General features: G+C 31.6%; 20 protein-coding genes. 6 read left to right on the top strand and 14 right to left on the bottom strand.

What is annotated here, in order from left to right:
* Nucleotides 1–3: 3 nt before the first annotated feature.
* The 14 genes from AB3G39_RS11365 to AB3G39_RS11300 all read right to left on the bottom strand — a co-directional run bounded on the left by AB3G39_RS11365 (nt 4) and on the right by AB3G39_RS11300 (nt 13,029).
* Entirely contained in the window at nt 4–561 is a 558-nt protein-coding gene (locus AB3G39_RS11365; protein ID WP_369765190.1) for a hypothetical protein, read from the bottom strand.
* A gap of 81 nt (nt 562–642) precedes the next feature.
* Nucleotides 643–1,563, bottom strand: a complete 921-nt coding sequence (locus AB3G39_RS11360) for a helix-turn-helix domain-containing protein (RefSeq protein WP_369765189.1) — start codon at nt 1,561–1,563, stop codon at nt 643–645.
* A gap of 68 nt (nt 1,564–1,631) precedes the next feature.
* Nucleotides 1,632–2,651, bottom strand: coding sequence for an aldo/keto reductase (locus tag AB3G39_RS11355; RefSeq protein WP_369765188.1), 1,020 nt, complete (start codon nt 2,649–2,651; stop codon nt 1,632–1,634).
* A gap of 126 nt (nt 2,652–2,777) precedes the next feature.
* The gene (locus AB3G39_RS11350; protein WP_369765187.1) at nt 2,778–3,215 is read right to left on the bottom strand and encodes an acyl-CoA thioesterase; all 438 of its coding nucleotides are present in this window, start codon (nt 3,213–3,215) and stop codon (nt 2,778–2,780) included.
* A gap of 88 nt (nt 3,216–3,303) precedes the next feature.
* Entirely contained in the window at nt 3,304–3,675 is a 372-nt protein-coding gene (locus tag AB3G39_RS11345) for a glyoxalase (RefSeq protein WP_369766281.1), read from the bottom strand.
* A 28-nt stretch (nt 3,676–3,703) separates the two neighbouring features.
* The gene (locus AB3G39_RS11340; protein WP_369765186.1) at nt 3,704–5,173 is read right to left on the bottom strand and encodes a serine hydrolase; all 1,470 of its coding nucleotides are present in this window, start codon (nt 5,171–5,173) and stop codon (nt 3,704–3,706) included.
* 62 nt (nt 5,174–5,235) lie between these two features.
* The gene (locus tag AB3G39_RS11335; RefSeq protein ID WP_367769464.1) at nt 5,236–5,625 is read right to left on the bottom strand and encodes a DUF1398 domain-containing protein; all 390 of its coding nucleotides are present in this window, start codon (nt 5,623–5,625) and stop codon (nt 5,236–5,238) included.
* Nucleotides 5,626–5,841: 216 nt separating this feature from the next.
* Nucleotides 5,842–6,342 carry a hypothetical protein gene (locus AB3G39_RS11330; RefSeq protein WP_367769467.1) on the bottom strand — a complete coding sequence of 167 codons (501 nt, stop codon included), beginning with the start codon at nt 6,340–6,342 and terminating at the stop codon, nt 5,842–5,844.
* A 233-nt stretch (nt 6,343–6,575) separates the two neighbouring features.
* Nucleotides 6,576–8,174, bottom strand: a complete 1,599-nt coding sequence (locus tag AB3G39_RS11325; RefSeq protein ID WP_367769470.1) for a hypothetical protein — start codon at nt 8,172–8,174, stop codon at nt 6,576–6,578.
* 599 nt (nt 8,175–8,773) lie between these two features.
* Nucleotides 8,774–9,511, bottom strand: a complete 738-nt coding sequence (locus tag AB3G39_RS11320; protein WP_369753664.1) for a hypothetical protein — start codon at nt 9,509–9,511, stop codon at nt 8,774–8,776.
* Nucleotides 9,512–9,789: 278 nt separating this feature from the next.
* Nucleotides 9,790–10,692 (bottom strand): GyrI-like domain-containing protein, encoded by a 903-nt coding sequence (locus tag AB3G39_RS11315; protein ID WP_369765185.1) that lies wholly within the window; start codon nt 10,690–10,692, stop codon nt 9,790–9,792.
* On the bottom strand, nt 10,689–11,378 hold the full coding sequence (locus tag AB3G39_RS11310; RefSeq protein ID WP_369765184.1) for a DUF2461 domain-containing protein: 690 nt from the start codon (nt 11,376–11,378) through the stop codon (nt 10,689–10,691). The genes AB3G39_RS11315 and AB3G39_RS11310 overlap by 4 nt, the downstream gene beginning before the upstream one ends.
* A gap of 7 nt (nt 11,379–11,385) precedes the next feature.
* On the bottom strand, nt 11,386–12,342 hold the full coding sequence (locus AB3G39_RS11305; RefSeq protein ID WP_369753668.1) for a hypothetical protein: 957 nt from the start codon (nt 12,340–12,342) through the stop codon (nt 11,386–11,388).
* 180 nt (nt 12,343–12,522) lie between these two features.
* On the bottom strand, nt 12,523–13,029 hold the full coding sequence (locus AB3G39_RS11300; RefSeq protein WP_369765183.1) for a hypothetical protein: 507 nt from the start codon (nt 13,027–13,029) through the stop codon (nt 12,523–12,525).
* 433 nt (nt 13,030–13,462) lie between these two features.
* On the opposite strand from AB3G39_RS11300, the gene dnaK reads away from it, so the two are divergent.
* The 6 genes from dnaK (at nt 13,463) to AB3G39_RS11270 (ending at nt 26,257) form a co-directional block, all read left to right on the top strand.
* A complete protein-coding gene (gene dnaK, locus AB3G39_RS11295) occupies nt 13,463–15,346 on the top strand; it encodes a molecular chaperone DnaK (RefSeq protein WP_369765182.1) in 1,884 nt (627 codons plus the stop codon).
* 239 nt (nt 15,347–15,585) lie between these two features.
* Nucleotides 15,586–16,656, top strand: coding sequence for a magnesium/cobalt transporter CorA (gene corA, locus AB3G39_RS11290; protein WP_367769488.1), 1,071 nt, complete (start codon nt 15,586–15,588; stop codon nt 16,654–16,656).
* A 163-nt stretch (nt 16,657–16,819) separates the two neighbouring features.
* On the top strand, nt 16,820–18,913 hold the full coding sequence (gene pta / locus AB3G39_RS11285) for a phosphate acetyltransferase (protein WP_367769491.1): 2,094 nt from the start codon (nt 16,820–16,822) through the stop codon (nt 18,911–18,913).
* A gap of 84 nt (nt 18,914–18,997) precedes the next feature.
* Entirely contained in the window at nt 18,998–20,182 is a 1,185-nt protein-coding gene (locus AB3G39_RS11280; RefSeq protein WP_369753674.1) for an acetate/propionate family kinase, read from the top strand.
* Nucleotides 20,183–20,283: 101 nt separating this feature from the next.
* The gene (locus AB3G39_RS11275; protein ID WP_369769356.1) at nt 20,284–23,028 is read left to right on the top strand and encodes a LuxR C-terminal-related transcriptional regulator; all 2,745 of its coding nucleotides are present in this window, start codon (nt 20,284–20,286) and stop codon (nt 23,026–23,028) included.
* A gap of 241 nt (nt 23,029–23,269) precedes the next feature.
* On the top strand, nt 23,270–26,257 hold the full coding sequence (locus tag AB3G39_RS11270; RefSeq protein WP_367769498.1) for a SusC/RagA family TonB-linked outer membrane protein: 2,988 nt from the start codon (nt 23,270–23,272) through the stop codon (nt 26,255–26,257).

The raw sequence follows: 26,257 nt of genomic DNA, 5'->3' as shown, positions 1-26,257 counted from the left end.
GTTTTATTCTAAAATTTTTCTAACAGTTAGGTGGTTTTCTTCCCCCATTTTCCATAATTCCCCAAATAAATTAACCGTTTCTCCAATTTTAAATAAGCGATATTTTTCGGGACTTCCTAGATTTGGAATACTGATTGTAGCAAAATAAAGCAGTCCATTTGTTGTTTTTATTTTGGCTGTATAGCCATCTTTTCCTCTTTCGATACTTTGAATTATACCAGTGATTTTTGCTTCGGCGCTATCTTTCTTTTTTAGTTCAAGTATTTCTTCAACTTTAATGTGTTTTTCTGTTCCCATTTTCCAAACTTCCCCTTTTACAACTATAGTATCCCCAACGGATGCTTGTTTGAATAAATGTGGATTACTCAAATTGGGAATGCTAATTGTTCCCAGATACATTTTGTTTCTTTCGTTTTTAATTGTCGCTGTGTATCCGTCTTTTCCAGATTGAATAGCTGTAATTTTACCACTAACAGTCGCTGTTTTTACTGTTGAGCATGACCCCAAACTTACTAGGATAATAAGGCTTAAAATTCGTTTTTTTATTGAGAATATTTTCATGTTTCTATTTTTAATAACTATGTAATAAACGATAAAGATATGATTTGTTATTAGAAATAGGATCTACTAATAGAAATGTATTTAATTGAATGAACTTCGATACTCCAAAGGGGAAACATTGGTTCTGTTTTTGAATAATTTACTAAAAGACTGTGGATATTCATAACCCAATAGGTATGCAATTTCACTAACGGATAAAGAGGTTGTAGTCAAGATTTCTTTGGCTTTTTCAATTAACTTATCTTGGATGTGTTGTTGCGTACTTTGTCCTGTAAGAGAACGAAGCATATCACTTAAATAATTGGGAGAAACATGCAATTGCTCTGAGATGTATTGAACAGTTGGAAGGCCTAATTCGGCTACTTTATTAGTGTTAAAATAATCGGTAAGTAGTTTTTCCATTGCAGTCAATAGGTCATTACTAGCATTTTTACGGGTGATAAACTGACGGTTATAAAATCTGTTGGAATAATTAAGCAATAATTCAATTTGTGAGATTATCACATCCTGACTAAAACCATCAATTACAGAACAATATTCAATATAAATACTTTGCATAATATCAGTAATCATTATTTCTTCTTCATCCGAAAGATGTAACGCTTCATGTGTGGCATAAGAGAAAAAACCAAAGTCTTTAATGTTTTTTGCCAAAGAATAATTTTGAATAAAATCGGGATGTATAACTAACCATCTGCCGGATAAAACAATATCTTCTTTAACAGCGGTAGATATTACCTGACCTGGAGAAAAAAAAGTCATTATACCTTCGTCAAAATCGTAATAATTTTGTCCGTATTTCAATTTACCTTTAAAATCATTTTTGGTACAAACTGAATAAAAATTGTAAATAAAATTATTTATTTTATCATCAAAATCACATTTAATTTCATTCAAATTAATAACGGATACTAAAGGGTGCTTTGGTTTAGGTAATTCTAATAAACGATGCAACTCAGAAATGGAATTGATCACATGCGGAGCATTAGTTTCTTTTTTCATGGTACGAATTATAAATACAATAGGAAAAACCAATGGTCAAGATAGTTTTTCCTACTGTATAATTTGTTTTATTGATCGATGGCTTGCATGTTTGCAGCGTCATAACGAGCGCCGGTTATGGTTCCTAAAGGGATGGTAGTTTCTAAACGGTTTATTTCTTCAGTGCTTAATTTAATTTCTGCTGCGGCATTATTTTCTTCAATATATTTCACTCGTTTTGTTCCTGGTATGGGTATTATCCCTTTTGAAACAATCCAAGCAATAGCTAATTGTGAAGGTGTAATTTCTTTTTCATTGGCCAATGTTTTTATTTCATTTACCAACGTAATGTTTTTGTAAAATTGTTCGCCTTGAAAACGAGGTAAACTTTTTCTAAAATCATTTTCAGGAAAATCATCAATGCTTTTAATATCCCCAGATAAAAAACCCCTACCTAACGGAGAGTAAGCTACAAACCCAATTCCAAGGTCTCGAATTGTTTTTAGAATCCCAGCTTCTTCAATGCCACGCTCAAACAAAGAATATTCAGTTTGTACTGCGGTTAAAGGATGAACATTATGTGCTTTTTTGATGGTTTCTGATGAAACTTCTGAAAGACCAATATGACCAATATGACCAATTTTCCCTTCTTTTACTAACTCAGCCATTGCCTGAACCGTTTCTTCAATTGGCGTATTCGGATCTAAACGGTGCAAGTAATACAAATCAATATAATCAGTTCCTAAGTTTTTAAGGGAACGTTCTACTGCTTTTTTTACATAATCCTTTTTACCATTGAATTGCCAAGTCAGTTGCTCATTGTCGTCGATTTCATAGCCAAATTTAGTAGCAATAGTATATTGGTTTCTATTTCCTTTGATCGCTTTGGCGACAAGCCTTTCATTTAATAAGGGACCATATAAATCAGCAGTATCTAAAAAGTTATATCCTAGTTCTAGTGAGCGGTGAATGGTAGCTATAGATTCAGCTTCATCCGCTTTTCCATAGATATCCATTCCTGCAATTTGGGTCATTCCCATACAACCTAATCCTACTTTTGAAACATAAAGTCCTTGACTTCCCAGTTCGATTTTTTTATTGGTATTCATACTTTTTATTTAATTGTTTAATTAACAATACAAATGTCAGTCGAATACTAAATTTATAATTAGCCCAATCTCTAATAATTGTATCCAAAATGAGAATCAAGGATAATTATTTGTTTCAAATCTCTTTTAAAGGCTTACAAAATCATCACTTTTAGGAAAACTACTTAACGCTTTCACAGCCATTTCTGGAGTTGGGTTGGCAATTTTTCTAAGTTTAGTATCCATCCATGCTCCATCAACTGTAATTGTAGCACATATTTGGCTTTCTTCATTCATGAATTCATGAACAATGGACCAGCGAGAAGCATCTGTTTTCATTTTGGATACTTTAGTTTGCATAAAGATGATATCAGAAAGTTTGATTTCTTTTCTAAAAACGCATTCTTCTCTAAAAAGAATTGGTCCAAAATGATTGGTTTGTAATACTTTCATGGTCAAGCCAAGGTTTTCCAAAATCTCAATACGATGTTGTGCTCCAAAATCATAATATGCACTATGACGAACATGAAAATTAGGATCTAAATCAGACCAACGAAAGGATAATTGTTTTCTAAAAGATGTCATAAATTATTTTACTATTATTATTATTATTATTATTATTTGGTTTAAAAAGAGGATACTCCAAAACAATTAAAGCATTTTATAGTCTTATTTATTTTTCAGCTTTAAATGCGCCAAAATGCCATAGTATACCCGATGGATCATGTAGGTAACATTCACTTCCCCATAGCTGCTCACGTATTGGGATTAATTTTACACCAATGTATTTAGCAGGAAGATCAAGTGCTAATAGGTTATTGTAAAATTGCGGAACATCTTCTACCTCCATAAAAATCATGGTGTTGTCAACCCAATCTTTGACATAAGCATCCTGTAAATAGAACCCTAAATTATCCAATTTGAAATAGGACATATTTGTAGCTAAAATAATCTCTTGAAATCCGAGGTCTTGATAGAATTGACGCGATATGGCATAGTTTTTTGCTCCTATGAATGGACGAATAGATTTGCCTTTGTGTTCCATATTGATGGTATTATTACTTTGCACTTTCTTATTTTGTGATTTCTTCCAGCACTTTTTTTCCATTTTGATTATTAGGATCCAATTCTACTGATTTTTTATAATTTAAAATGGCACCTTTTTTATCACCGTCTTTTAAATAGGCTTCTCCTAAACTATCATATGTATTTCCTGATTTTGGAAATGATTCAACATTGAGTTTAAAAATAGCGATGGCTTCTTTTACTTTTCCCGTTTGTAAAAATTGGTATCCTTCATTATTCATTTCACTTTCATTTAGGGCATAGGTATCTGATTTTTTATTTTCGTTAAAAAAAGTAAGTCCAGATGCAATTCCCCTTTCTAAAATAATAGCTACGAGCTCGCTCGCCAATGATTTTTTAGGTAAACTATATGGCGTATTGTAAAGTATGTTTCTAATGGCTGTACTCATTTCGTTTAACTTTGCACCGCCCGTATTGTTTAGTAAAACAACTAAATTTTTATCAGATGGAATTCGAGAAACTATAGTGTTAAATCCATTTATTCCACCGCTATGCTCCACCACCGTTAAGCTGTCTTTACTTTCGCCATTAGGCACCTTATTGATAAACCAACCATAACCATAAAATCCTGGTCCTGCGGGGATATAAGAATTAAATAATAGCTCTCGGTTTTTTGTTGAAAGTAACTGTTCTGTATATAATGCTTGATCCCATAAATAGAGATCCTCAACTGTTGAATATAAGGAACCCGCAGCGTAAGGGATAGACATATCTAGATAATTGGCATTACTATAGTCTTTCCCTTTTTTCTCATAACCAGATGCTCTGTTTTTTAGAATAGTTTCTAGGTGATCATATCCTGTATTATTGATTTTAAGTGGTGTGAGAATATTATCTTGTAAACACTGTTCATAGCTTTTTCCAGAAACTTTTTCAATGATATAACCTAATAAAAAATAACCCGAATTACTGTATGCAAATTTTTCACCTGGAGTAAATTCCAATGGCAAATTAGCGAATGTTTTTACAAATGCTTCTGGACTGTACAGGTTGATGCTTACTTCTTTTACGAAATTTGGGAACGACGTATAATTTGGAATTCCAGAGGTGTGGGTGAGTAATTGATGAATAGTGATTTGATCTCCTGATTTTTTAGGATAATCAGGTAGGTACGTAGTAATAGGAGAGTCCAACTTTATCTTTCCTTGTTCCACTAATTGCAGAATTAGCATGGAAGTAAATTGTTTAGTAACGGAACCTAATCTATGCTTTGTGTCCGTTTGATTGGGAATATTCCATTCCATATTTGCCATTCCAAATCCTTTTTTATAAATCACTTTGCCTCCATCGGCCACTAGCACGGAACCATTAAACTGCCCGTAACCCGAATATAAACTCATTAATTGATCGATTTTTTCGGCTTTAGTTTGTCCATTGGAAACTGTTACGGTTGCCAGTTGAACGAAGAGAACAATAAGGAGTGTCTTGCATACAAAGTACTTGGAATGTTGATTCATGAATGGATAGTTTAAATGATTAATTCTTTGATTGATAATTTAATTTGATGATTTAGATTGTATTAAGTAGGAATTTTTTCGATGATAAGTGCATCCCCTGCAGTTGTTAAATAGGTACATGTCATTTCAATAATATCAATACGCCACTTAGCAATTCCGCATTGAGCAGCCTGTTGGCAAAAGGTAAAATAATCTGTTTGACCACTTTCATGCTTCACAAGACATTCAATAAAACGCTCTTTATTACCAGTGGGTGTGATGTATAATGGTTCGTATTTTTTATCGGTACTTACTTCGTAATCGGTATCGCTGTAATAAACAACTCTACTATCGCTTACGATAGTATCATATCCTTTAATCCCTAAATGAATTAATTCTTGAATGTAAATTGCAAAATCAGATTCTGTTTGGACTTTATCGTACGCTTGTTTGATTTGTTCTAGAGTAAACATATATTTATTATTATTATTATTATTATTATTATTATTATTTAAGTTTTTCTTATTGATGAGATCCTTTTTTATTTTTTTTCTCCTCGCTTTACAATTGATTTATTTCCATGGATAAAGTTAGTCAACTATTTTTAGTACGCAAACAGAAAATGTAAGGCAAAAAAAAAGAGAGTTTCATATTGAAACTCTCTTTTGCATTTAAATAAATGTAATGAATTAACGTCTGTTATTGTTTTCGTATTTATCACGCCCGTTTTGGTTGCGATCATTTGAAGCATATCTATTGTCTTTCCAGTCTTTAGACTTGTTTTTATTATACTCTTTACGATTGTCTTTACGATTCTCTACAAATCTATGATTCTCTCCTCTGTATCCTTCATAATATCTAGTTCTGTCATTATTGAAGTTGTTGTACGGTTGGTTTCCATGATAGTCATTCAATGCTACTTTATAACCATTTCTGGTATCATAGTTTCTATATTGATTAGGTAAGTATCTTGAACGTTCCCAGTTCCCTCTTTCCAAATAAATATATTGATTAGCGCGAACATCGTAATAGGATTGAATGTCTGGCAAATAATAATATCCTACAGCTACATTTGCTGAATTTTGATATACAGGGGCAGTCCCTATGTTTAGACTAATTGAAATTTGTGCATTTGATGTGCTTGATACAAGTAGAATTATTCCAACGGCAATTAATTTTAAGGTTTTCATATTTTCTATATTTTAGAATTATATTTAATTTTTTTTTATTCGTTTCGTATATACATTTTCTGTAAATTCAACAACTGTGCCACAGTATTTTTTTAACATTATATTGGGCTGAAGCAGCTGAGTTGTATTACGAATTTTAGTATAATAAAATGCTGAATATAAATAAGTTGCGACTTATTTATATTCAGCATTTTAATTTATAGAAAATATTTTTTTTAATGCCTAACGGGTCATTAAACTTGAGTAAGTAATTTATTTTTATGATTTTTTTTCCGAATGTAGCTAATCTTAGGAGACGCTACACCTCTAATTTGTAATTGATGTTGTTCCGTTTGGTATTTATTAAAGTTGTCCCATTTTGGAGGGAAATCTGTTTTTTGTCCGCACATCGCGTCGACACATACATTGTTGTCTTTGTACTTCGTGTGTAGCACTGCTACAATTTTAAAGAAAAATTCATCAAGCAGTACGATGGTATCAAATTCTGCCTTAAGCGTATTACAATTTGCATCTGAAGGATTGATTAGCTGTAATAAATCCAATACTTCTTCCTTTTCTTCGGGGTTAATTTCTGTTAAATAACCATATTTTAAGGTTTTAAAAACCAAATTATTCCAAGCTTCACTATCGTGTCCCCATTTAACATCGGGAAGGTTTAAAGCATGTTCACAGATTAAGATAATAGAAAAAAGAACATCATTTAAGTAGGTTGCTGGGAATTCGTCAAGGCTTCTAAATTCAAAACCACTTTGGTACATTTTTTCCTGATTAAAATCAAGACCTACTTCAGGAAGTAATTCATATTCCATTTCCTTTTCGATTTGATCTCTCCACCAAATGTTGTCTTCTTTTTTAAATTGTAAAAGGGCTCTAAAATCATCAACTTTGTAGGTTAAGATTTTTCCTTTTGGCATTGATTTATTATAAGTACCAACTCCAATATAACGAGACATGGCATTTCGCATAGAACCTAAAGTGTAGTTTTTGTCTAAATCATGAGTATTACTAATCACTCCCATAATATCTGGGCTTCCTAGTGTGGCAATAAAAAAAGGCTCAAACCATTGCAGTAAGTAAATTGCGTTAGCATGTGTTTTATCAAAAGCAGGGTAATCAACAATTCTACTGTTTTCTGTTAGAGTAGGTAATGTGATATGGAAATGGTAGGTTCCATTATTAAACAAAACAAGATTTTCTTGATTAGTCATAAACATATTAAGACCAGTATTATAATCTGGAAAACTCAACTTTTCTTTTAGTACCGATGATTCGTTGATTTTGTCAAGGAATAACTTTTTGGTTGCTTTCAATTCATTGCAAGAATCAACGATAGTTCTATTTTCAAAATATTTAGTTACAAATTCGATAGAATCACCATCAAAATGTACAGATCCCATCGTTTTTTCTCTTTGAGTAATCATACTTTGAATATTGTACGGTTGCTTCTCTAGAAAACGTTCCATAATAGACTGCCCAATATATTCGGGATTGTCTATGGATTGCGGTTTTCCATCAGCAGCTTGATCACTATTCGTTACTGCATTTATTGCTGGTATTGTTTTGTGTTGGAAATTGATGTCAAGCTTTTCTAAGGAATGACTATTCATCATTCGGCTCACTTTATAATTTTTGTCTGAGCTAAAAGCAGTTACTAATAAAGGCGCTATGCTTTCTGGTTTATAACATTTTCTATAATCAATACTGTATTTCTCAAAACCAATTTTTTCTTGTATAAAATCACCAGATACTATTAAGGGGTCTTCAAATTGCATGTAGGTTTCGTTTTCTAATCCAATTCCCCAATAATATTTTGTTGTCTGATTTTCTTTCATTTATACGAGTTCTTTTTTTTATGGTTAATGATTATATAATTTTTTTATAGGTGTACAAAATCGTATTAGTTGTCAATCATTTTAATGCCGTTTTGCTGCATTAGAAATAAGTATTTACAACCATTTAATCGCTTTTTACTTTTAAATTACAGGAATTTAATTTCAGTCTCAGAAAGTTTGTGTTTGTATCGACTGAATGATTGATAAGAATCCAAATTTTATAATGTTATTGTAAAATTTGAACTGCTTTTAATTTATTTTATATCAATGATTTATGTAGATAAATAGCTAAATTTTAATTTTGCCATTTTTGTGATTTTCCAAGTTGCAAAAGTACTTTATTATTATGTCATTTCCAACTAGATATTGGAATGAAAATTATGAAAAAAGAAGGAAGTTTAATTTTAAAAAAGGAAGAGTAATTTATTTAAAAAAGAAAGGCTTTAATGTGTTGATTGTGAATATTTTAATATTAAATTAAATAAAATTTTAATTATGCCAATTAGTATAGTTGAAAACTCTTTTTTTTAATTGAAAGTATTGGTCTATTTTAAGATGCCTATAAGTGTTCCTTTAATGGTATTATGTAGAACTTAAATTTAGTCATGATAGTAAAATACAAAGGAAGAATATAACGGATCATTCCACCAATCTTTTTTAACTTCAGAGAAGTAATTGTAGTTCAGTTTTCCAGCTTGTGATTGCAATGGATATAGAACTACGCCATTTTCTCGGTATGCTTTATTTGTGTCTGTTTCGGGTACAACGGGAACGATGTGTCCTGAGAGTCCTTTTTGTTTTCTTTTGGCACAAATAATGGCAACACCTCCATTGGTATTTACTTTATTTTGCATTTCTTCGACGCTAAATATTCTTTTCCAGCCAAAACTGCTTCCCCATTTCAAAAACCAATCATGGATCGCACTAGAATAAATTGTTTTTACAGTTTCATTATAAATAGCTTCTACTTCTTGTCCATCCAATATTTTTTGGATTGCTTCATCTGTCCACCAAACAGTAGGGATATAAACATTAGAAAAATAACAATAATCATAAGAATAAACATTGCAATAGGTGTCTTCTACTGTCCTTTTATAGCGAATGTTTTTAGTAACATCTAGTTTTTCGATCAGGCGAGCAATGCTCTCTCGTTTTGTTGTGGGGTTTGTTAAGTCTCTAAACGGGATGCTGGAGTCACAAATGGGTTTGTACTTCATCACTGTGGAATCTAAACGGGATTGAGGATCGGGTAAAAAACCAGCAATTTTTATTCTGGGATCCGGAATTGCATCTTCAACTATTGATTTATTTGGATTGGTAGTGGTATCATTCTTCATTTTGACTAATTTGATGTACTCTAAACTTGATTTTTAGGAGTTACAGTTAAACCTAGTTTTCTATTAAAGTAACTTTTCTAAGTTTAGAATTCTTATAGTTTTCAAAAACTCCTTAGCATATATTTCTCTAAAATTTAAATGTAATAAAAAAAACTAAAAAAGGAAATGAAATTAAGTTATAAATATAAAACGGAGTTGAAAAAGAATAGGGGTCATTTGATTTTACTATCATTAGAAAAAAAAACAAACAATATAATCTACCGTTTAGAATGTTTTTTTTATTCTATTGGAATACACAAATCAACAATGCTTAATTTTTCAGGGTGTTCATTAAAATTATTATAATAGATTTCATAAGGATTTCGGTCTGCTTTTTTATATCCATTTTCATTCATCCAAATAAATAAACTACTCCATGATTTTTCGAATTCGTGTAATGCAATTTCAAAATGTCCAACGATACATTTTCCTTTTTCAATTGTTGTTAGTCCAATTTCGCCACTAACTTCAACTTTTTGGTTCAATGAAATGCAAGCACTCATTCTTACTTTCTCAGGCTCTGTTATTTTAAAGCTATCGTGATAAATCGTAACTATTTTTAAATTTTCATTTTGTAATAGTCCTTTTGGTGTCGCCCATTTAATTAATTTGTCGTAGGTCTTTTCCATTCCAATGTGGCCAATTTGTGTAATAAAGGCTAGATGCAGTTGAGGCATTTCTTTAATTTCAGTTTTTGCTTTCATTTTAATCCAATTTTGATGATTATTAATGTTGCAAATATATTGTTCAAATGTTTCCTTTTCTTGTCCATTCTTGCTTTCAATTGTACTAATCTTGCTATATTTATTAGGATTTGACTTTCTGAATGCGGTAGGACTTAATCCGTAAAATTTTTTAAAAGTTCTGGTAAATGAAGAATTGCTATTGAACCCATACTGTAAAGAAAGCGTAGTAACTGTAGTTTCTGGTTTATGTAAAAGAATTGAGGCCGTTTTTTCAATTCTTTTACGAGTAATATATTCGTTTAAAGTCTCATTGGTTATTGCTTTGAAAATTCGGTGCAGATGAAATGGAGAATAAAACCCAACTTTTGCTAAAGTTTCCAAATTTAATTCTCGGTCTAAATTTTCGTCGATAAACAAGAATATGTTATTGATTCTTTTTACATAATCGTCTTTCATATTTTAATTTCTCCATTTAAATCAGTCGTAAGAACTAAACTCAGATGATCAAAAAACGGGCGTACGGTTTTGAAGATGTCGTTTACTTTGTTAGCAAATGCGGAGTCAAGTATTTCTTCATCTGTAAAATTATGTCGCAGTATAAATTGTTTGTGTCTGATTAAATCTATGGCTTCATGGTCTTTAGGGAATCCTTTTGGGAAAGTAGGAACTTTATTTCCGGCCAATGCAACAAAATTATCTTTGATTGGTTTTGCATTTAAAATTTTATACCAAACTGCTGGGTTCAACTCAATATCTTTTCGGATTCTTTTTAAGTCCTCTGGGTTAGGAGAGAAAAAACCACAGGCTAAGAAATTATTACCGGGTTGAATATTCATATAATAACCGCCTCTTTTTAGTTTAGTAGCTCGTTGTAAGCTAAAAGCAAATCGAGGTTTATAAGGTGCTTTGTCTTTACTAAAACGGACATCGTTATAAATGCGATATAAACTTTTTTTAGCTGAAGTATTTTCAATAGCGTCGTGGCTATTCATAAGCACGATGAGCTCATCTACAAAAGCGATCATATTACTTTGCGCTTCAATGTAGGTTTCCTTGTTATCGTTAAACCAATCTCTATTGTTGTTTATTGCTAAGTTATTCAAAAAAGAAATGCTGCTTGGGAGGATAGATGAATCTTTCATTTTTAATTTACTTTTGTTCGGAATTCTTTTTAATATGAGTTAATACTCTATCGTGAATTTTATGAATTATAAAATCGCTCCATACTTGCCAATAAAACATAGGTTTTATATTGTGATAATACCAAGTAGTTCCTTCAAGCAAAGTTTTACCATTTTCTAATTTAGTTAATTTAAATTGCCCTTTTTTTGATACAAAATAATCGTGTAAATGTGGCGCATCAATATTCCAAAAACTCAATTCTTTCATTGGTGCTGGCTGTTCAAGTACGTCAAATTTTAATAGTTTTCCCTCATTCCAAACCGTTACAGGCTCAACGAAGCTTCCAGTTGTAAAATTACAATGTCTAATTGCGCCAACTCCCTTTCCTATAATCTTTGCGTTAATTGGGTAAGCAATTCCTGTTTTAAATATAAATTCAGTAGGTTCGTTTAATTGAGGAAATTCAATTACATTTTTCCAAACCTCCATGGGTTTTGCATTTATAATAATTGAAGTTGTTACCGAAGTCAATTCGGGTTTAATTTTATTTTCAATAAATGAAGTTAGCGGAATTATTGCAATAAGGATTAATAAAATTGATGGAGTAGAAGTTGTTAATTTTTTTGATAAAGAGTATCCGATAAGGCTTCCTATCCAAGTTAATATTATTCCTATTGGTGCTGCCATTGCAATGCATATTAAGCCTTCAATTGCAAACACAATTAGAGCTAATGTACAAATTGCGAGAGTTATATGCCCAATCCAAATTGCTTCACTTTTAGTTATTATATTTTTGTAACCATAAAGTATTGTTGAGCAAAATCCAATTAGAAAAGGTGTTAGGATAAAAAGTGCAATTCCGTATTCTCCAATTCCATAGATACCGAAAAGTGATAAAAGTCCTGCAATTATTACAGTGATTGTTATTGAAAACCATTTTCGTTTGGTCTCATTTAAAAGAATTAAATTATCCAATAATTTCATATGTTATTAGTCTTTTATTCGTTTATAAAACTTTAAGCTATAACGTTCCCTTGCTACAAGAGGTTTGGGATTAAATTAAGCCTTATTTTCGGATTTGCCAAATCATCCCAAATACAAAACCATTTTCCCATTAAGCCCAATTGCCCAAATCTCTTGTAGCAAGTGTTAGTGGCTGGCTTTTTATTCGGTTAGTCGTTTTAGTTTTAAAATATAATCCATTTTCCCTTTTTCATATTCAGATTCTTTTTTTTCAAGTGATAAGATTTTAAACTTATCAATTAACTTATTTTGGTTAAAAAGTTCAATTATCAAATAGTTTTCTTCTTTTTCAACATTTAATTTAATCCAATCATTTTCGGTTGTAACTTTTTGGCTGGGTGGTTCGTTGCAATAATCAGCATTTCCAATACAAAAAGCATCTTTTTTGTAGAAGTTCCAATTTATTATTTTACAATAATCTCGCTTATAACTTTTAGCATTTTTTAAAGTTATAGTGTCTTTTTTAAAATAGTTTTCGTTTGTATTGTCGGTAAACCAAGGATTTGAATTAGTATTAATAATTCCTTTTTCTTTCTGAACAATTGTTTCATTAAATGCTTTAAGTAATTCAGCTTTCGAAATTTTAGTTTCTTGAGAGTAAGAAAATTGGATTAGTAATATTAAAACCAAAAGTGCTGTTTTCTTCATTTTCTTAGGATTTTCTGTAAGCTTGCCACTAACTTGTATATATCATCAAATGTATGCAATTTTTGTAATCTATAAATTTAATTATCTAAACTGTTTCTTGTTGTATTCAGTTTGTAATGTTACTCCATTAAACTACATTCAAAACCTAAATGCCCTAGCCCCGATAGGAGCGGCATCCTTTATGTTCTTTCTTTAAGAACATAAAGATACAGCGGATAGCGGGAAGTTGCTCCTTATCATTATTAAAACTGTCACCCTGATTATAGCGTTTTCTCAATGACAGTCTGCTTAAAATGTCATCTTGTCAGATTTATTTCCGCCAATTTTAACAAAAACTGACAATTTCCTATGACCATAAGCATTGGCACAAAGATTGACTTATGCACCTTGAGTTAATAAAATTAGTATACATTATAATTAAATATAAATAAAAATGGGTAAAATAATCGGAATTGATTTAGGTACGACAAACTCTTGTGTTTCTGTAATGGAAGGTAACGAGGCAGTTGTTATTCCTAACGCAGAAGGAAAAAGAACAACGCCATCTATCATCGCTTTTGTAGAAGGTGGAGAAATTAAAGTGGGAGATCCTGCAAAAAGACAAGCAGTAACAAATCCTACCAAAACAATTGCTTCTATTAAACGTTTTATGGGACATTCTTTTGCTGAAATTACAAACGAAGCAAAAAGAGTTTCTTACAAAGTAGTAAAAGGGGACAACAATACACCACGTGTGGATATTGATGGTCGTTTATACTCTGCTCAAGAATTGTCAGCAATGACTCTTCAAAAAATGAAAAAAACAGCTGAAGACTATTTAGGTCAAACAGTTACTGAAGCGGTTATTACTGTTCCTGCTTACTTTAATGATGCACAACGTCAAGCGACTAAAGAAGCTGGTGAAATTGCAGGTCTTAAAGTAATGCGTATCATCAATGAGCCAACTGCTGCGGCACTTGCTTACGGATTAGATAAAAAAGGAACAGATCAAAAAATTGCAGTTTACGATTTAGGTGGAGGTACTTTTGATATCTCTGTTCTTGAATTAGGAGACGGAGTTTTTGAAGTATTGTCTACAAATGGTGATACTCACTTAGGTGGAGATGATTTTGACCACGAAATTATTGACTGGTTAGCTGACGAATTTAAAACTGAAGAAGGTATTGACTTACGTCTTGACCCAATGTCATTGCAACGTTTAAAAGAAGCTGCTGAAAAAGCAAAAATTGAATTGTCATCTTCTGCTGAAACTGAAATCAACTTACCTTATGTAACTGCTACAGCTTCAGGACCAAAACACTTAGTTAAAAAATTAACTAGAGCTCAATTTGAAAAATTGACTGACTCTTTGGTAAAACGTTCTATGGCACCAGTTGCTAAAGCACTTAAAGATGCAGGTTTATCTGTTTCTGATATTGACGAAGTTATTCTTGTAGGAGGTTCTACTCGTATGCCAAGAATTGCTGACGAAGTGGAGAAATTCTTTGGTAAAAAAGCGTCTAAAGGAGTTAACCCTGATGAGGTTGTTGCAATTGGAGCAGCTATTCAAGGTGGAGTTCTTTCTGGAGATGTAAAAGATGTATTGTTACTTGACGTTACACCTTTATCTTTAGGTATCGAAACTATGGGTGGAGTTATGACTACATTAATTGAGTCTAACACAACTATCCCAACTAAAAAATCTCAAGTTTTCTCTACAGCTGCAGATTCTCAACCAACAGTTGAAATCCACGTTTTACAAGGAGCTAGAGCAATGGCTGCTGATAACAAAACTATCGGTCGTTTCCATTTAGATGGTATTCCACCAGCACCAAGAGGTGTTCCACAAATTGAAGTAACTTTTGATATTGATGCTAATGGTATCATCAAAGTTTCGGCAACTGATAAAGGAACTGGAAAATCTCATGATATTCGTATCGAAGCTTCTTCTGGATTAACAGCTGAAGAAATCGAAAGAATGAAAAAAGATGCTGAAGCAAATGCTGATGCTGACAAAATTGCAAGAGAAAGAGCTGAAAAATTGAATGAAGCAGATGGAATGATCTTCCAAACTGAAACTCAATTGAAAGACCTTGGAGCAAAATTATCTGATGAAAACAAAGTTGCTGTAGAATATGCATTGACTGAATTGAGAATGGCGCACCAATCTCAAGACATTCCAGCTATTCAAACTGCACTTGATAACATCAATGCTGCTTGGAAAACTGCTACTGAAGCAATGTACGCTCAAGGAGAACAAGGTCAAGCAGATGCACAGCCACAAGCTGAAGCTGAAGGAGACAATGTTCAAGATGTAGATTACGAAGAAGTAAAATAATTATTTCCTGTAGAGATGCACTGCTGTGCATCTCTTACATCATATAGAAACCGTTCACTACTAGTGAACGGTTTTTTTTGTTTTAAAACGAAACATGATTTTTCTCATAGAAAAAGATTAGGGTTGTCATTACTTTTGTTTGGTATTAAAATAAATACATAAAATAGTATTTCAAATATGTTAAGGGATAATAGATTCCTAAAAGTTTTTTGTAATATTACTGTATATACCATTTTTGCATGAGAAAAATTAAATTTAAAAAAATCCGTAAATCACAAACTAATCCTTTAGTGTATACTGGTAAGCATAAAAAGTTTGAGTCTGAAATGCAATTATTTGTATATGATGATTTAGAGGTTACGGAATATGATGATTTTGAAATTGAAGATTTAAAAAAATGTGTTTTTAAAGACAAAATTAATTGGCTCAATTTGCATGGTTTAAATGAAATTGTAATTATTGAAGCGATTGGTTCCTTTTTTAAAATTGATAATTTCCTTATTTCGGATATTTTAAATACAACTAGAAGAACAAAATTAGAAGAGTCTTCAGATAATCTTTTTTTTAATATAAAGTCTTTATTACCAACAGAAAACTCAGATAATATAAGTGCTGAACAGATTAGTTTTTTAATTCAAGACGGGGTGTTAATTTCTTTTCAGGAAAAGCGTTCTGATTTTTTTACTCATATAAGAGAGCGAATAAGAGACCATGCAGGTTTGGTACGATTAAAAAAAGCAGATTTTTTACTATATATGCTTCTGGATGCAATTATGGAAAATTTCTATGTAACCATAGAGAATGAGGAAGATAAAGTAGAAGAGTTAATCAATATATCAAAAAGCAGTGCAGATCCAGAAATATTAGTCCGAATCGAAAAACACCGTGATAATTTTAATTTTTTGAAGCGATCTATTATTCCACTTAGGGATTCATTATTTGCAATAAAAAGTTTAAAAGAGGATGAGGATTTTAAGATAATAGAGCAGGAAACCTTTCGTTATTTTTCTAGATTACATCAAAAAACGTTGGAGTTATTGGAACAAATAGATTCTGATATGGGAATGCTGGAAAGTGCTTCTAATTTCTTTTTTTCATCACAATCGCATAAGATGAATGAGATTATGAAAACGCTTACGATTGTATCGGCAATTTTTATTCCTTTGACCTTTATTGTTGGTGTTTATGGAATGAATTTTGAACATATGCCAGAATTAAAATACGAAAACGGATATTATGCTGTAATAGGAGTGATGGTCTTGATTGGGCTTATTATGATTTTCTATTTTAAAAGAAGGCGTTGGTTTTGAGTTTAGCGCATAGGGTCTAGAGGAGAAAGAAGAAAGAAGAAAGAAGAAAGAAGAAAGAAGAAAGAAGAAAGAAGAAAGACTAAAAGGGAAGAGAATTAGTAGTTTAGGAATGAGTTGGGATTTTTATAATTGGAATTCAAAATAATAATATAAAATAAATAGAATGAACAAGGCTGTATATATTGCAACTAGTGAACACAATAGCGGGAAGTCTATCGTAACTCTTGGTTTAATGAGTATGTTGATAGGTAAAACGGCCAAAGTGGGTTATTTTAGGCCTATAATTGAAGATTTTGAAGATGGAAAATTAGATAATCACATCGAGACTGTGATTTCGCATTTTGGATTGGATATCGATTTTGAGGATGCTTTTGCTATTACCAAAAGCAAATTAATCAAAAAAAAGAACAAAGGCAAGATAGGCGAGGTACTGGATTTGATTATTGAAAAATATAAAAAACTGGAAGAACAGTTTGATTTTGTTCTCGTAGAAGGAACTAGTTTTAGTGGTGAAGGAACCGTTATTGAACTCGATATGAACGTTCTTATTGCTAAAAACCTTGGAATACCCACAATTATTGTGGGTTCGGGTGTTGGTAAAACCTTAGAAGAATTAATTGATAGTTTGTATTTGGCTTACGATTCTTTCAAAGTAAAAGAGGTAGAAGTTTTGGCTGTTATCGCCAATAAAGTGCAACCAGAGAATGTCAAACTAGTTACTGATGGTTTGAAATCAAATTTACCAAAAGAAGTATTAGTAAATGCAATTCCGATTATTTCCAGTTTAAATAACCCAACTATTAAAGAGATTGTAGATGTTCTAGAAGCAAAAGTCCTTTTTGGAAAAGAGTTTTTAAATAATGAAATAGGAAACTTTAGTGTGGGTGCTATGCAATTGCATAATTATTTATTGCACTTGAAAGAAAATGCATTGGTTATTACTCCGGGAGATAGAGCAGATATTATTTTGGGTGCTTTGCAAGCTAATGAATCGGCTAATTATCCAGCTATTTCAGGAATAGTATTAACAGGAAACATTATCCCAGAAGATAGTATTTTAAAATTGATTGAAGGATTAACGAGTATAGTCCCTATAATATCTGTAGTAGGAGGAACGTATAGTATTACGAATAGGATAGGTAATATAAAATCTCAAATCTATGCTGATAATACACATAAGATAGAAACATCGATAAATACCTTTGAGAAATTTGTTGATGTGGATGATTTATCTGCTAAATTAAGTGCTTTTCATGCAGATGGAATGACTCCAAAAATGTTTCAATACAATCTAGTAAAGAGAGCTCAAAAACATAGAAAACACATTGTTTTACCAGAAGGGAATGATGAACGTATCATTATTGCGGCCTCTCGTTTATTGGCAATGGATGTAGTCGATATTTCCATTATTGGTAATAAAAAGCAAATTGAGCACAAAGTAGCAGAGTTGGGTATTGCTTTTGATTTTTCAAAAGTGGATATTATCAATCCAATTGAGTCTGAGAAATATGAAGATTATGTAAACACCTACTATGAGTTGCGTAAGAACAAAAATGTAACTATAACTATGGCCAAAGATTTAATGGAAGATGTATCCTATTTTGGTACCATGATGGTGTATAAAGGAGATGCTGACGGAATGGTTTCTGGTGCAGCACATACTACACAACATACCATTTTACCCGCTTTACAATTCATCAAGACAAAACCAAATACTTGTATTGTTTCCTCTATATTTTTTATGTGTTTAGAGGATCGAGTTTCGGTTTTTGGAGATTGTGCCATTAACCCAAATCCTACTGCAGAACAATTGGCTGAAATTGCGATTTCTTCAGCCGATTCAAGTGCGGCATTTGGTATCGAACCTAAAATCGCCATGTTATCTTATTCTTCAGGAGCTTCTGGAAAAGGAGATGAAGTAGATAAAGTAAGAAAAGCAACAGAAATTGTAAGAGAAAAACGCCCCGACTTAAAAATCGAAGGGCCTATACAATATGATGCTGCCGTAGATATGGAAATTGGTCAAAGTAAAATGCCAAATTCAGAAGTAGCAGGACAAGCCAGTGTGCTTATTTTTCCTGATTTGAACACAGGAAACAATACTTATAAAGCGGTTCAAAGAGAAACAGGAGCTTTGGCTATAGGACCAATGTTACAAGGTTTAAACAAGCCTGTAAATGATTTAAGCCGTGGTTGTACGGTAGATGATATTATAAATACAGTCGTGATTACAGCGATTCAAGCACAAGGTTTGTAAAATATTATTTAAAGATTGAAAATTTAATGATTTAAATAATAGTTGTTTCATCTTTCAATCTTTCAATTTTTAAATTTAAGTTTAATGAAAATAGTCATAATAAATTCAGGCAGTTCATCTATAAAATACCAACTAATTAACATGCCATCAAAGGAGGTAATTTGTAATGGTATGATTGATCGAATAGGATTGGAAACTTCTAATTTTACTTATAAAACAGATAAAGACAGTTTAGAAGAAATTTTGCCAATTGCCAATCATAAAATTGGATTAGAGAAAATTGCTCAGTTGTTGATGGATGACAAAGTAGGAGTGATAAGGAGTACAAAAGAAATTGATGCTGTTGGACATCGGGTAGTGCATGGAGGAGCTAGTTTTTCGGATACTGTAATTATCGATACTGATGTAAAAGAAAAAATAAAACAACTTTTTGATTTAGCACCGTTGCATAATCCAGCGAATTTAGAAGGGATTATAGTTGCTGAGGAGATTTTTGGAACGGCAAAACAAGTAGCTGTTTTTGATACTGCTTTTCATCAAACGATTCCTGTTTTGGCACATAAATTTGCGTTGCCAAATTATCTTTTGACAGAAAATAAGATTAGGGTCTATGGATTTCATGGAACCAGTCATAAATATGTTTCGGAAAAAGCGATTGATTATTTAGAGAAAAGCTCAAAAATAATTACAATTCATTTAGGTAATGGCTGCAGTATGACTGCCATTAAAGACGGAAAAAGTATCGATCATACGCTTGGTTTTGGACCTATGAACGGGCTAATTATGGGAACACGTTCTGGTGATGTTGATCAATCAGTAATTTTTTATCTGGTTAATTCATTAGGCTATTCATTGGATTCAGTGAATACAATGTTGCAAAAACAAAGTGGGATGTTAGGTCTTACTGGATATAGTGATTTACGGGATATTGAAGATAATGCTGAAAAAGGGAATTTAGATTGCCAGTTAGCATTAGCAATGAATGCCTATCGAATTAAAAAATACATTGGTTCTTATGCTGCTGTTTTGAACGGTCTGGATGCGATAATTTTTACCGCAGGAATTGGAGAAAATTCTTCTTATATCAGGAAATTAGTATGTACCGATATGGATTATTATGGTATTGAATTGGATCATGCTAAAAATGAAACCCGTTCCAAAGAAATTCGGGAAATCAACACTTTAGATTCAAAAACTAAAATTATGGTGATTCCAACTAACGAAGAAATAGAAATTGCAAATCAAGTTTATCATTTACTTTTGAGTTAAAACTAATCCTGTTTTGTAAAAAGCTTCTCGGTTGAGGAGCTTTTTTTATGCCTAAAAATCGAATAAATCTGATTATATTTGAAAATAAAAACTTCCCAAAATTGAAAGCTAAGACAATACCATTATTCTTTTTCTTTTTTCTATCTATTCAACTATGCGCTCAGGATTTACTGCCTTTTGTAGAAAATTACAGCAAATCCAATTACCAAGGCGACAACCAAATTTGGAATGTAGCTCAAGGAACTGATGATGCCATGTATTTTGCTAATAATTATAACTTGTTGCGTTATGATGGTGTAAAATGGGAAAAATATTCTTTGCCAAACAAAACAATTATTCGATCTATAATGGTAGACGGAGACCGAATATATTCAGGTTCTTATAAAGAATTTGGGTATTGGTTTCGTAAAGGCGGTAAGATGCAATATGTTTCGCTATCGAAAGGGAACAAAGTATTTGATGACAAGAATAATGAAGAAATTTGGAAGATAATTAAATTTAAAGGACAAATTTATTTTCAGTCATTTAATAGTCTTTTCCTTTTTGACGGAAAAGCAATCAAGCAAATAAAATTTCCTTTTTTAGCTTCTTATTGCTTTGTTGTAGACAATCAACTATTGATAGCATCAGTAGAGAAAGGGATTTATAAAATGAATCAAGGGATTATTCAAAAAGTGAATGAATGGTCCATTTTAGAAAATAATGTAATCCATGCCATTCAAAAACACGACGGCAAGATCTATTTTTTTACTAAAAAAAATGGAGTTTATGTATTAGAAAATAATACTCTTATTCCATGGAAAAATGCATTAAACACGATGCTGAAATCAGCAAATATAAATGTGGCTGAATTCATTAAAAATAATAAATTAGTAATTGGTACCGCAAGTAAAGGAGTTTTTATTTTTGATTTAAATGATGGTTCTTATACAAACATCAATAGAAATAATGTATTGATGAATAATTCTATTTTGAGTATTGGCCACGATAAAGAAGATGATCTTTGGTTAGGCTTGGATAATGGAATTGCACATATCGAAGTCAACTCACCTGTATCTATTTTTTATGACAGCTCCGGTATTCTAGGATCGGTTTATTCTGTTGCCAGTATTCCAAAAGGGTATTTAATGGCTTCTAATCACGGGGTATACAAATATGTTGACAAACAGTTATCGCTAATTCCCAATTCAGAAGGTCAAGCATGGAATATTAGTAAAATCAATAATAAATTCCTTATTGGTCATAATGAGGGGACTTTTATTTATGAAAATGATTCCTTTTATAAATTGAGTTCTATAAATGGAGGTTGGAATATGACCAATAGTAGCATCAATAATTCTTTTATTCAAGCTACTTATAGCGGTGTGGTAATTTACAATGATGTTAACGATTTAAGCAAACATATTGTAGTGAAGGGAGTATTGAAACCAATTAAATATGTTGCGCAGAATAGAAAAAATGAAATATGGGCCGCTGATAATAACAGAGGTCTTTATCGAATAGTCTATAATGATGCATATGAAACACTAAGTGTAGATAATGTAACACAACTGAGTAAGATAACGAATGATTTTGGGGTTAAAATAGTGGAATTCCGTAATGAAATTCTTTTTTTAATACATCATACTTGGTATACGTACAATTCAATTACTAATCAATTAGAAGAAAACGAATTATTTAATGTGAATTTTAAAAACGTTTCTGATATAGTGACTATTGATGAAAATCATTTTATGGTGCTTAAAGATGGCCTTTTGTATCACATTTTTGCTAATAAAAATAAGTTTATTTGGAATATAGTTCAAGAAAAATATTACAAAGGTAAAATCATTAATGACAATTTGAATGTGTTTAAGAGTAATGATAATTATCTATTAAATTTAGATGATGGTTTTATAAAATTGCAACTAAAATACAATAATAAACCGATCCCAAAAATCAAGGTAGAAGCATTTAATGTAGATCAATTAGTAGTCAATAAATCAAAGATTGATTATAACTCAGAATTAAAACTGCATGTAATTTCAGGTATATATGGAGCAAATAAGCCTAGTCTATTTTATAAAATTAATGATTCAAAAGAATTTTTAGGTGTAAAAGAAGGAACGATCGTTCTTAATAATTTGGATAGTGGTGATTATGAAGTTTCTGTTTATAATCATGACGGTTTAAATTATAATAAAGTGGCTGAGTTTAATTATGAAGTAGCTAAGCCATGGTATTATTCTTTTTGGATGATTCTATTGTACCTTATTGTAATTAGTGTCATTTTATATGTGTATTATAGATGGAATAAAATTAGATACATTCAAAAATTGGCTTTAAGAGAAGAAGAGTTAAAGCATCAAAAGAAAATTCTTGAAATGGAATTGAAAGCGGAGAATGAGCTAAACAGTCAAGAGTATGAAAAACACATTCTAGAATTAGAATTGCAATCTAAATCATCAGAAGTTGCTGGAAAATCACTTTCGATAGCTAAGCAAAGTGAGATGATTGAAAAAATTCAAGGGATTTTAAATACGGAAACCGATATTAATAAATTAACGAGTGAAATTAAAAAGGCGATAAAAATTAACGCAGTTAATAAACATGAATGGGAAACTTTTGAAACTAATCTCAATCAGATTCATAATGAGTTTATAATAAATCTTTCTAAAAAGTTTCCAATTCTGACACCTAAAGATATCAAGCTTTGCATTTACTTAAAAATGAACCTTTCTTCAAAAGAGATCGCTCCCATGATGAATATTTCATATAGAGGGGTTGAATTACACCGTTACCGTCTTAGAAAGAAATTGAACCTTGTTCAGGATGAAAATCTATCCAAATTTTTATTAATGATATAAAAACAACTCTATTTTTATAGATAGTTTATTATTTACATTATTTTTTTACGGAATTACAACTCATCATTACTACATCATAACGATGTAGTCGAGTACTCATTTTCCTTGACAGCCTCTTTATAGCGTTGATTTGTTAGTTGTTTCTTTTCATTTGATGTGGCTATGTAGTAATTCCTTTATAGTTACTATAACGTTGTAATTATCTAATTTGGCTCCACTAACTTTAACAAATTATTAATACATGAGAAATTTTATTTTGAGCTTTATAGCACTCATCCTACTTCCAGCTTATATGTCTGGTCAAGTAATTAAGGGAAAAGTATTAGATAAAAATGGAATGGGAATACCAGGAGCAATTGTGGTATCTTCAAGTTCAAATACTGATACTGATTTTGACGGAAATTTTAATATCAATGCCAAAGTAGGCGAGACATTAAAAGTGACCATGTTGGGTTTTGAAGCTGTTTCTATAACTGCTACAGCTGCCCCAATGACTATAACACTGTTGGATTCCAAAGACACTGCACTAAAAGAGGTAGTAGTAATTGGGTATGGAACTAGAAAAAGATCCGATAATACTTCGGCAACTACTTCAATAAAGGCAGAAGAAATTTCGAAAACTAAAGTATTGAATGCATCACAAGCTATTCAAGGTAAAGCAGCAGGGGTGCAAGTTATTGCTTCTGATTTGCCTGGTTCAACTCCAACGGTTGTGATTAGAGGTTTAGGAACTGCTTTAGGAGGAAGATCTCCTTTGTATGTTGTTGACGGAATGCCAGTAGAAAACATAAATAATATTAATACAAATGATATTACTTCTTACGATATTTTGAAAGATGCATCTGCATTAGCAATTTATGGTAATAGAGCAGCAAATGGGGTAATTTTAATTACAACAAAAAAAGGGAGTGGAGAGAAAGCAACTGTTGAATTTGAATCTTATGCCGGTTTTAGAAATGCATTAAAGAATGTAAAAATGGCGGGTAGCAACAAGTATTCTTATTATTCTAATGTAGCTTTGGGAAATACTACTTTCTCACAAGACCAACCAACTAATACGGATTGGTACAAAGCAATTACTAGAACAGGATCATACACACAAAATAATGTTTCAGTTTCAGGTTCATCTGAAAATGTAAAATACTTTTTTAGCTTGGGTCACTATGATGAAAAAGGAATTTTGGATGGATTGGATTATAATAGGTTGACTTTAAGAAGTAACAATGATTTCAAAATTTCTAAAAGAATCAATTTATCTCAAAATTTCAGTGTAGGATTTACGCATTCAACTCCAAAACCGTTATCAGCATTTACAAATGCGTATAAGCAATCACCAATCGTTCCCGTGTATTTTCCTTCTGGACAATATGGTGTACCATTTGTTGGTTCAAACGGCTTTGCTTCTACAAGCGGATCTGCGTTTAATAATGTAGGTAATCCAGTTGCTCAATTAAACTTTTTTGATGAACAACAAAAAAGTATCACCATGCAAGGTGGTTTAAAACTGGATGTCGAGTTACTTAAAGGATTGAAATTTACTTCTCAGTTTAATGCGGAATATTATACTTGGAAAAATTACAATTATGAAGACACTCAAAAAATTTGGTTGGCTGCTGATCCAACACGAGTATCAAGTACATATTCTTCTACGGCAAATATTAATTTATTGACTAAAGAAAATGAAGATTATTTCAATTGGAATTTATCAAATTATTTAGTGTATAATAAAGTAATTGGAGAACATGATATCGAATTAATGGCTGGTGTGGAGCAATCATCAAAAGGCGCAAGAGAACACATAAAAATCTCAAGAAAAAATGTGAATGCAAATGAAAACTATTGGTCTTTATCCGGAGTTGATTATGCAGCTAACGTAACTAGTTTGACTGATGTTGTCAATAATGAAAGAAGTTTGTCTTCTTATTTTGGTCGTTTCCAATATAAATTGATGGATAAATATTTAATAACAGGTACAATAAGAAGAGATGGTTCTTCACAATTTGCCAAAGATTATCGTTGGGGAACTTTCCCATCCGTAGGATTAGGTTGGATTATATCTAAAGAAAGTTTTTTAGCTGATGTTAAAGGAATTGACATGTTAAAATTACGTGGAGGTTGGGGTAAATTAGGAAACCAAAATGTTCCATTGAATAATCAATCTTTTGCTTCTGGTTTAGACAGTTATTTAGGAGGTTCTATTTTATATCCAGGTGTAAGTGTTGATTCTCAAGTTGACCCTAGTTTATCTTGGGAAATTACGGAGGAAAAAACAATAGGTTTAGATTTTGAGTTTATGGACCGCAGATTAAAAGGAGCCATTGATTTATATGATAAAAAAACTAACAATGTAATTTTAGATACTAAACCTTATTTAACAGCAGGTGTAGGTTCTACCTCTCCAGCACATGTAGGTGCGGTTTCAAACAAAGGGTATGAATTATCATTACGTTGGGATGACAAAATAAATGATAATGTATCGTATTGGATTGGTGGTAACTTCTCAAATAATAAAAATGAGTTGACTAGTTTAAGTAACCCTAATTTACCTGATAAAATTGGTGGAGGTTTAGGAAATGGACAATGGACAAAATTATTGAATAATTCTTCAATAGGACAACCATTAGGTAGTTTCTTCTTGTATGAATATGCTGGTTATGATGCTAATGGACAAATGCAATATTTAAAAGCCGATGGTTCAATTGTTAGCCAAGGATTATTAAGTATTGAAGACAGAAAATACGTTGGTTCAATATTACCAAAATCGACCTACGGAATTTCATTGGGTGTAAATTATAGAAACTTTGATTTCTCAGTTGATGGATACGGAACTAATGGAAGTAAAGTATACAATGGTAAAAAAGCACAACGTTTTTCTGGTGAAAACATTGAAAATGTTTTGGCAACAGATTTCTTTACTGTTAATAATACTGCAGCTGTAAATCCAGCTCCTTTCAATCAAGTACCAGTAGCTTCTACTTACTATATGGAATCAGGTGATTTCTTCAGAGTAAATAATATTACTTTAGGATACAAACTACCTATAAAAAGTGAGTTTATTAATTCAGCCAGAATTTACTGCAATGCAATAAATCCTTTTATCACTCAAAAATTCTCAGGATTTTCACCTGAATTGAATGGTGATGGAGATCCTTACGGTTCGCAAGGCGTTGAACTAGATGCTTATCCTGTTTTGAGATCTTTTGTAATAGGTGCTAATTTAAAATTTTAA

This window comes from Flavobacterium sp. WC2416 (assembly GCF_041200095.1).
Taxonomy (GTDB): domain Bacteria; phylum Bacteroidota; class Bacteroidia; order Flavobacteriales; family Flavobacteriaceae; genus Flavobacterium.
Note: the sequence above shows the minus strand (reverse complement) of the source record. Positions and strands in the feature narration are given on the sequence as shown.

What these genes read in the sequence shown, in the direction of transcription:
- AB3G39_RS11300 (WP_369765183.1), bottom strand. Translation starts at nt 13,029, where the DNA reads ATGAAGAAAACAGCACTTTTGGTTTTAATATTACTAATCCAATTTTCT.
- AB3G39_RS11280 (WP_369753674.1), top strand. Translation starts at nt 18,998, where the DNA reads ATGAAAATAGTCATAATAAATTCAGGCAGTTCATCTATAAAATACCAA.
- AB3G39_RS11320 (WP_369753664.1), bottom strand. Translation starts at nt 9,511, where the DNA reads ATGAAGAATGATACCACTACCAATCCAAATAAATCAATAGTTGAAGAT.
- dnaK (WP_369765182.1), top strand. Translation starts at nt 13,463, where the DNA reads ATGGGTAAAATAATCGGAATTGATTTAGGTACGACAAACTCTTGTGTT.
- AB3G39_RS11345 (WP_369766281.1), bottom strand. Translation starts at nt 3,675, where the DNA reads ATGGAACACAAAGGCAAATCTATTCGTCCATTCATAGGAGCAAAAAAC.
- corA (WP_367769488.1), top strand. Translation starts at nt 15,586, where the DNA reads ATGAGAAAAATTAAATTTAAAAAAATCCGTAAATCACAAACTAATCCT.
- AB3G39_RS11315 (WP_369765185.1), bottom strand. Translation starts at nt 10,692, where the DNA reads ATGAAAGACGATTATGTAAAAAGAATCAATAACATATTCTTGTTTATC.
- AB3G39_RS11335 (WP_367769464.1), bottom strand. Translation starts at nt 5,625, where the DNA reads ATGTTTACTCTAGAACAAATCAAACAAGCGTACGATAAAGTCCAAACA.
- AB3G39_RS11325 (WP_367769470.1), bottom strand. Translation starts at nt 8,174, where the DNA reads ATGAAAGAAAATCAGACAACAAAATATTATTGGGGAATTGGATTAGAA.
- AB3G39_RS11305 (WP_369753668.1), bottom strand. Translation starts at nt 12,342, where the DNA reads ATGAAATTATTGGATAATTTAATTCTTTTAAATGAGACCAAACGAAAA.
- AB3G39_RS11365 (WP_369765190.1), bottom strand. Translation starts at nt 561, where the DNA reads ATGAAAATATTCTCAATAAAAAAACGAATTTTAAGCCTTATTATCCTA.
- AB3G39_RS11310 (WP_369765184.1), bottom strand. Translation starts at nt 11,378, where the DNA reads ATGAAAGATTCATCTATCCTCCCAAGCAGCATTTCTTTTTTGAATAAC.
- AB3G39_RS11340 (WP_369765186.1), bottom strand. Translation starts at nt 5,173, where the DNA reads ATGAATCAACATTCCAAGTACTTTGTATGCAAGACACTCCTTATTGTT.
- AB3G39_RS11270 (WP_367769498.1), top strand. Translation starts at nt 23,270, where the DNA reads ATGAGAAATTTTATTTTGAGCTTTATAGCACTCATCCTACTTCCAGCT.
- AB3G39_RS11330 (WP_367769467.1), bottom strand. Translation starts at nt 6,342, where the DNA reads ATGAAAACCTTAAAATTAATTGCCGTTGGAATAATTCTACTTGTATCA.
- AB3G39_RS11350 (WP_369765187.1), bottom strand. Translation starts at nt 3,215, where the DNA reads ATGACATCTTTTAGAAAACAATTATCCTTTCGTTGGTCTGATTTAGAT.
- AB3G39_RS11360 (WP_369765189.1), bottom strand. Translation starts at nt 1,563, where the DNA reads ATGAAAAAAGAAACTAATGCTCCGCATGTGATCAATTCCATTTCTGAG.
- pta (WP_367769491.1), top strand. Translation starts at nt 16,820, where the DNA reads ATGAACAAGGCTGTATATATTGCAACTAGTGAACACAATAGCGGGAAG.
- AB3G39_RS11355 (WP_369765188.1), bottom strand. Translation starts at nt 2,651, where the DNA reads ATGAATACCAATAAAAAAATCGAACTGGGAAGTCAAGGACTTTATGTT.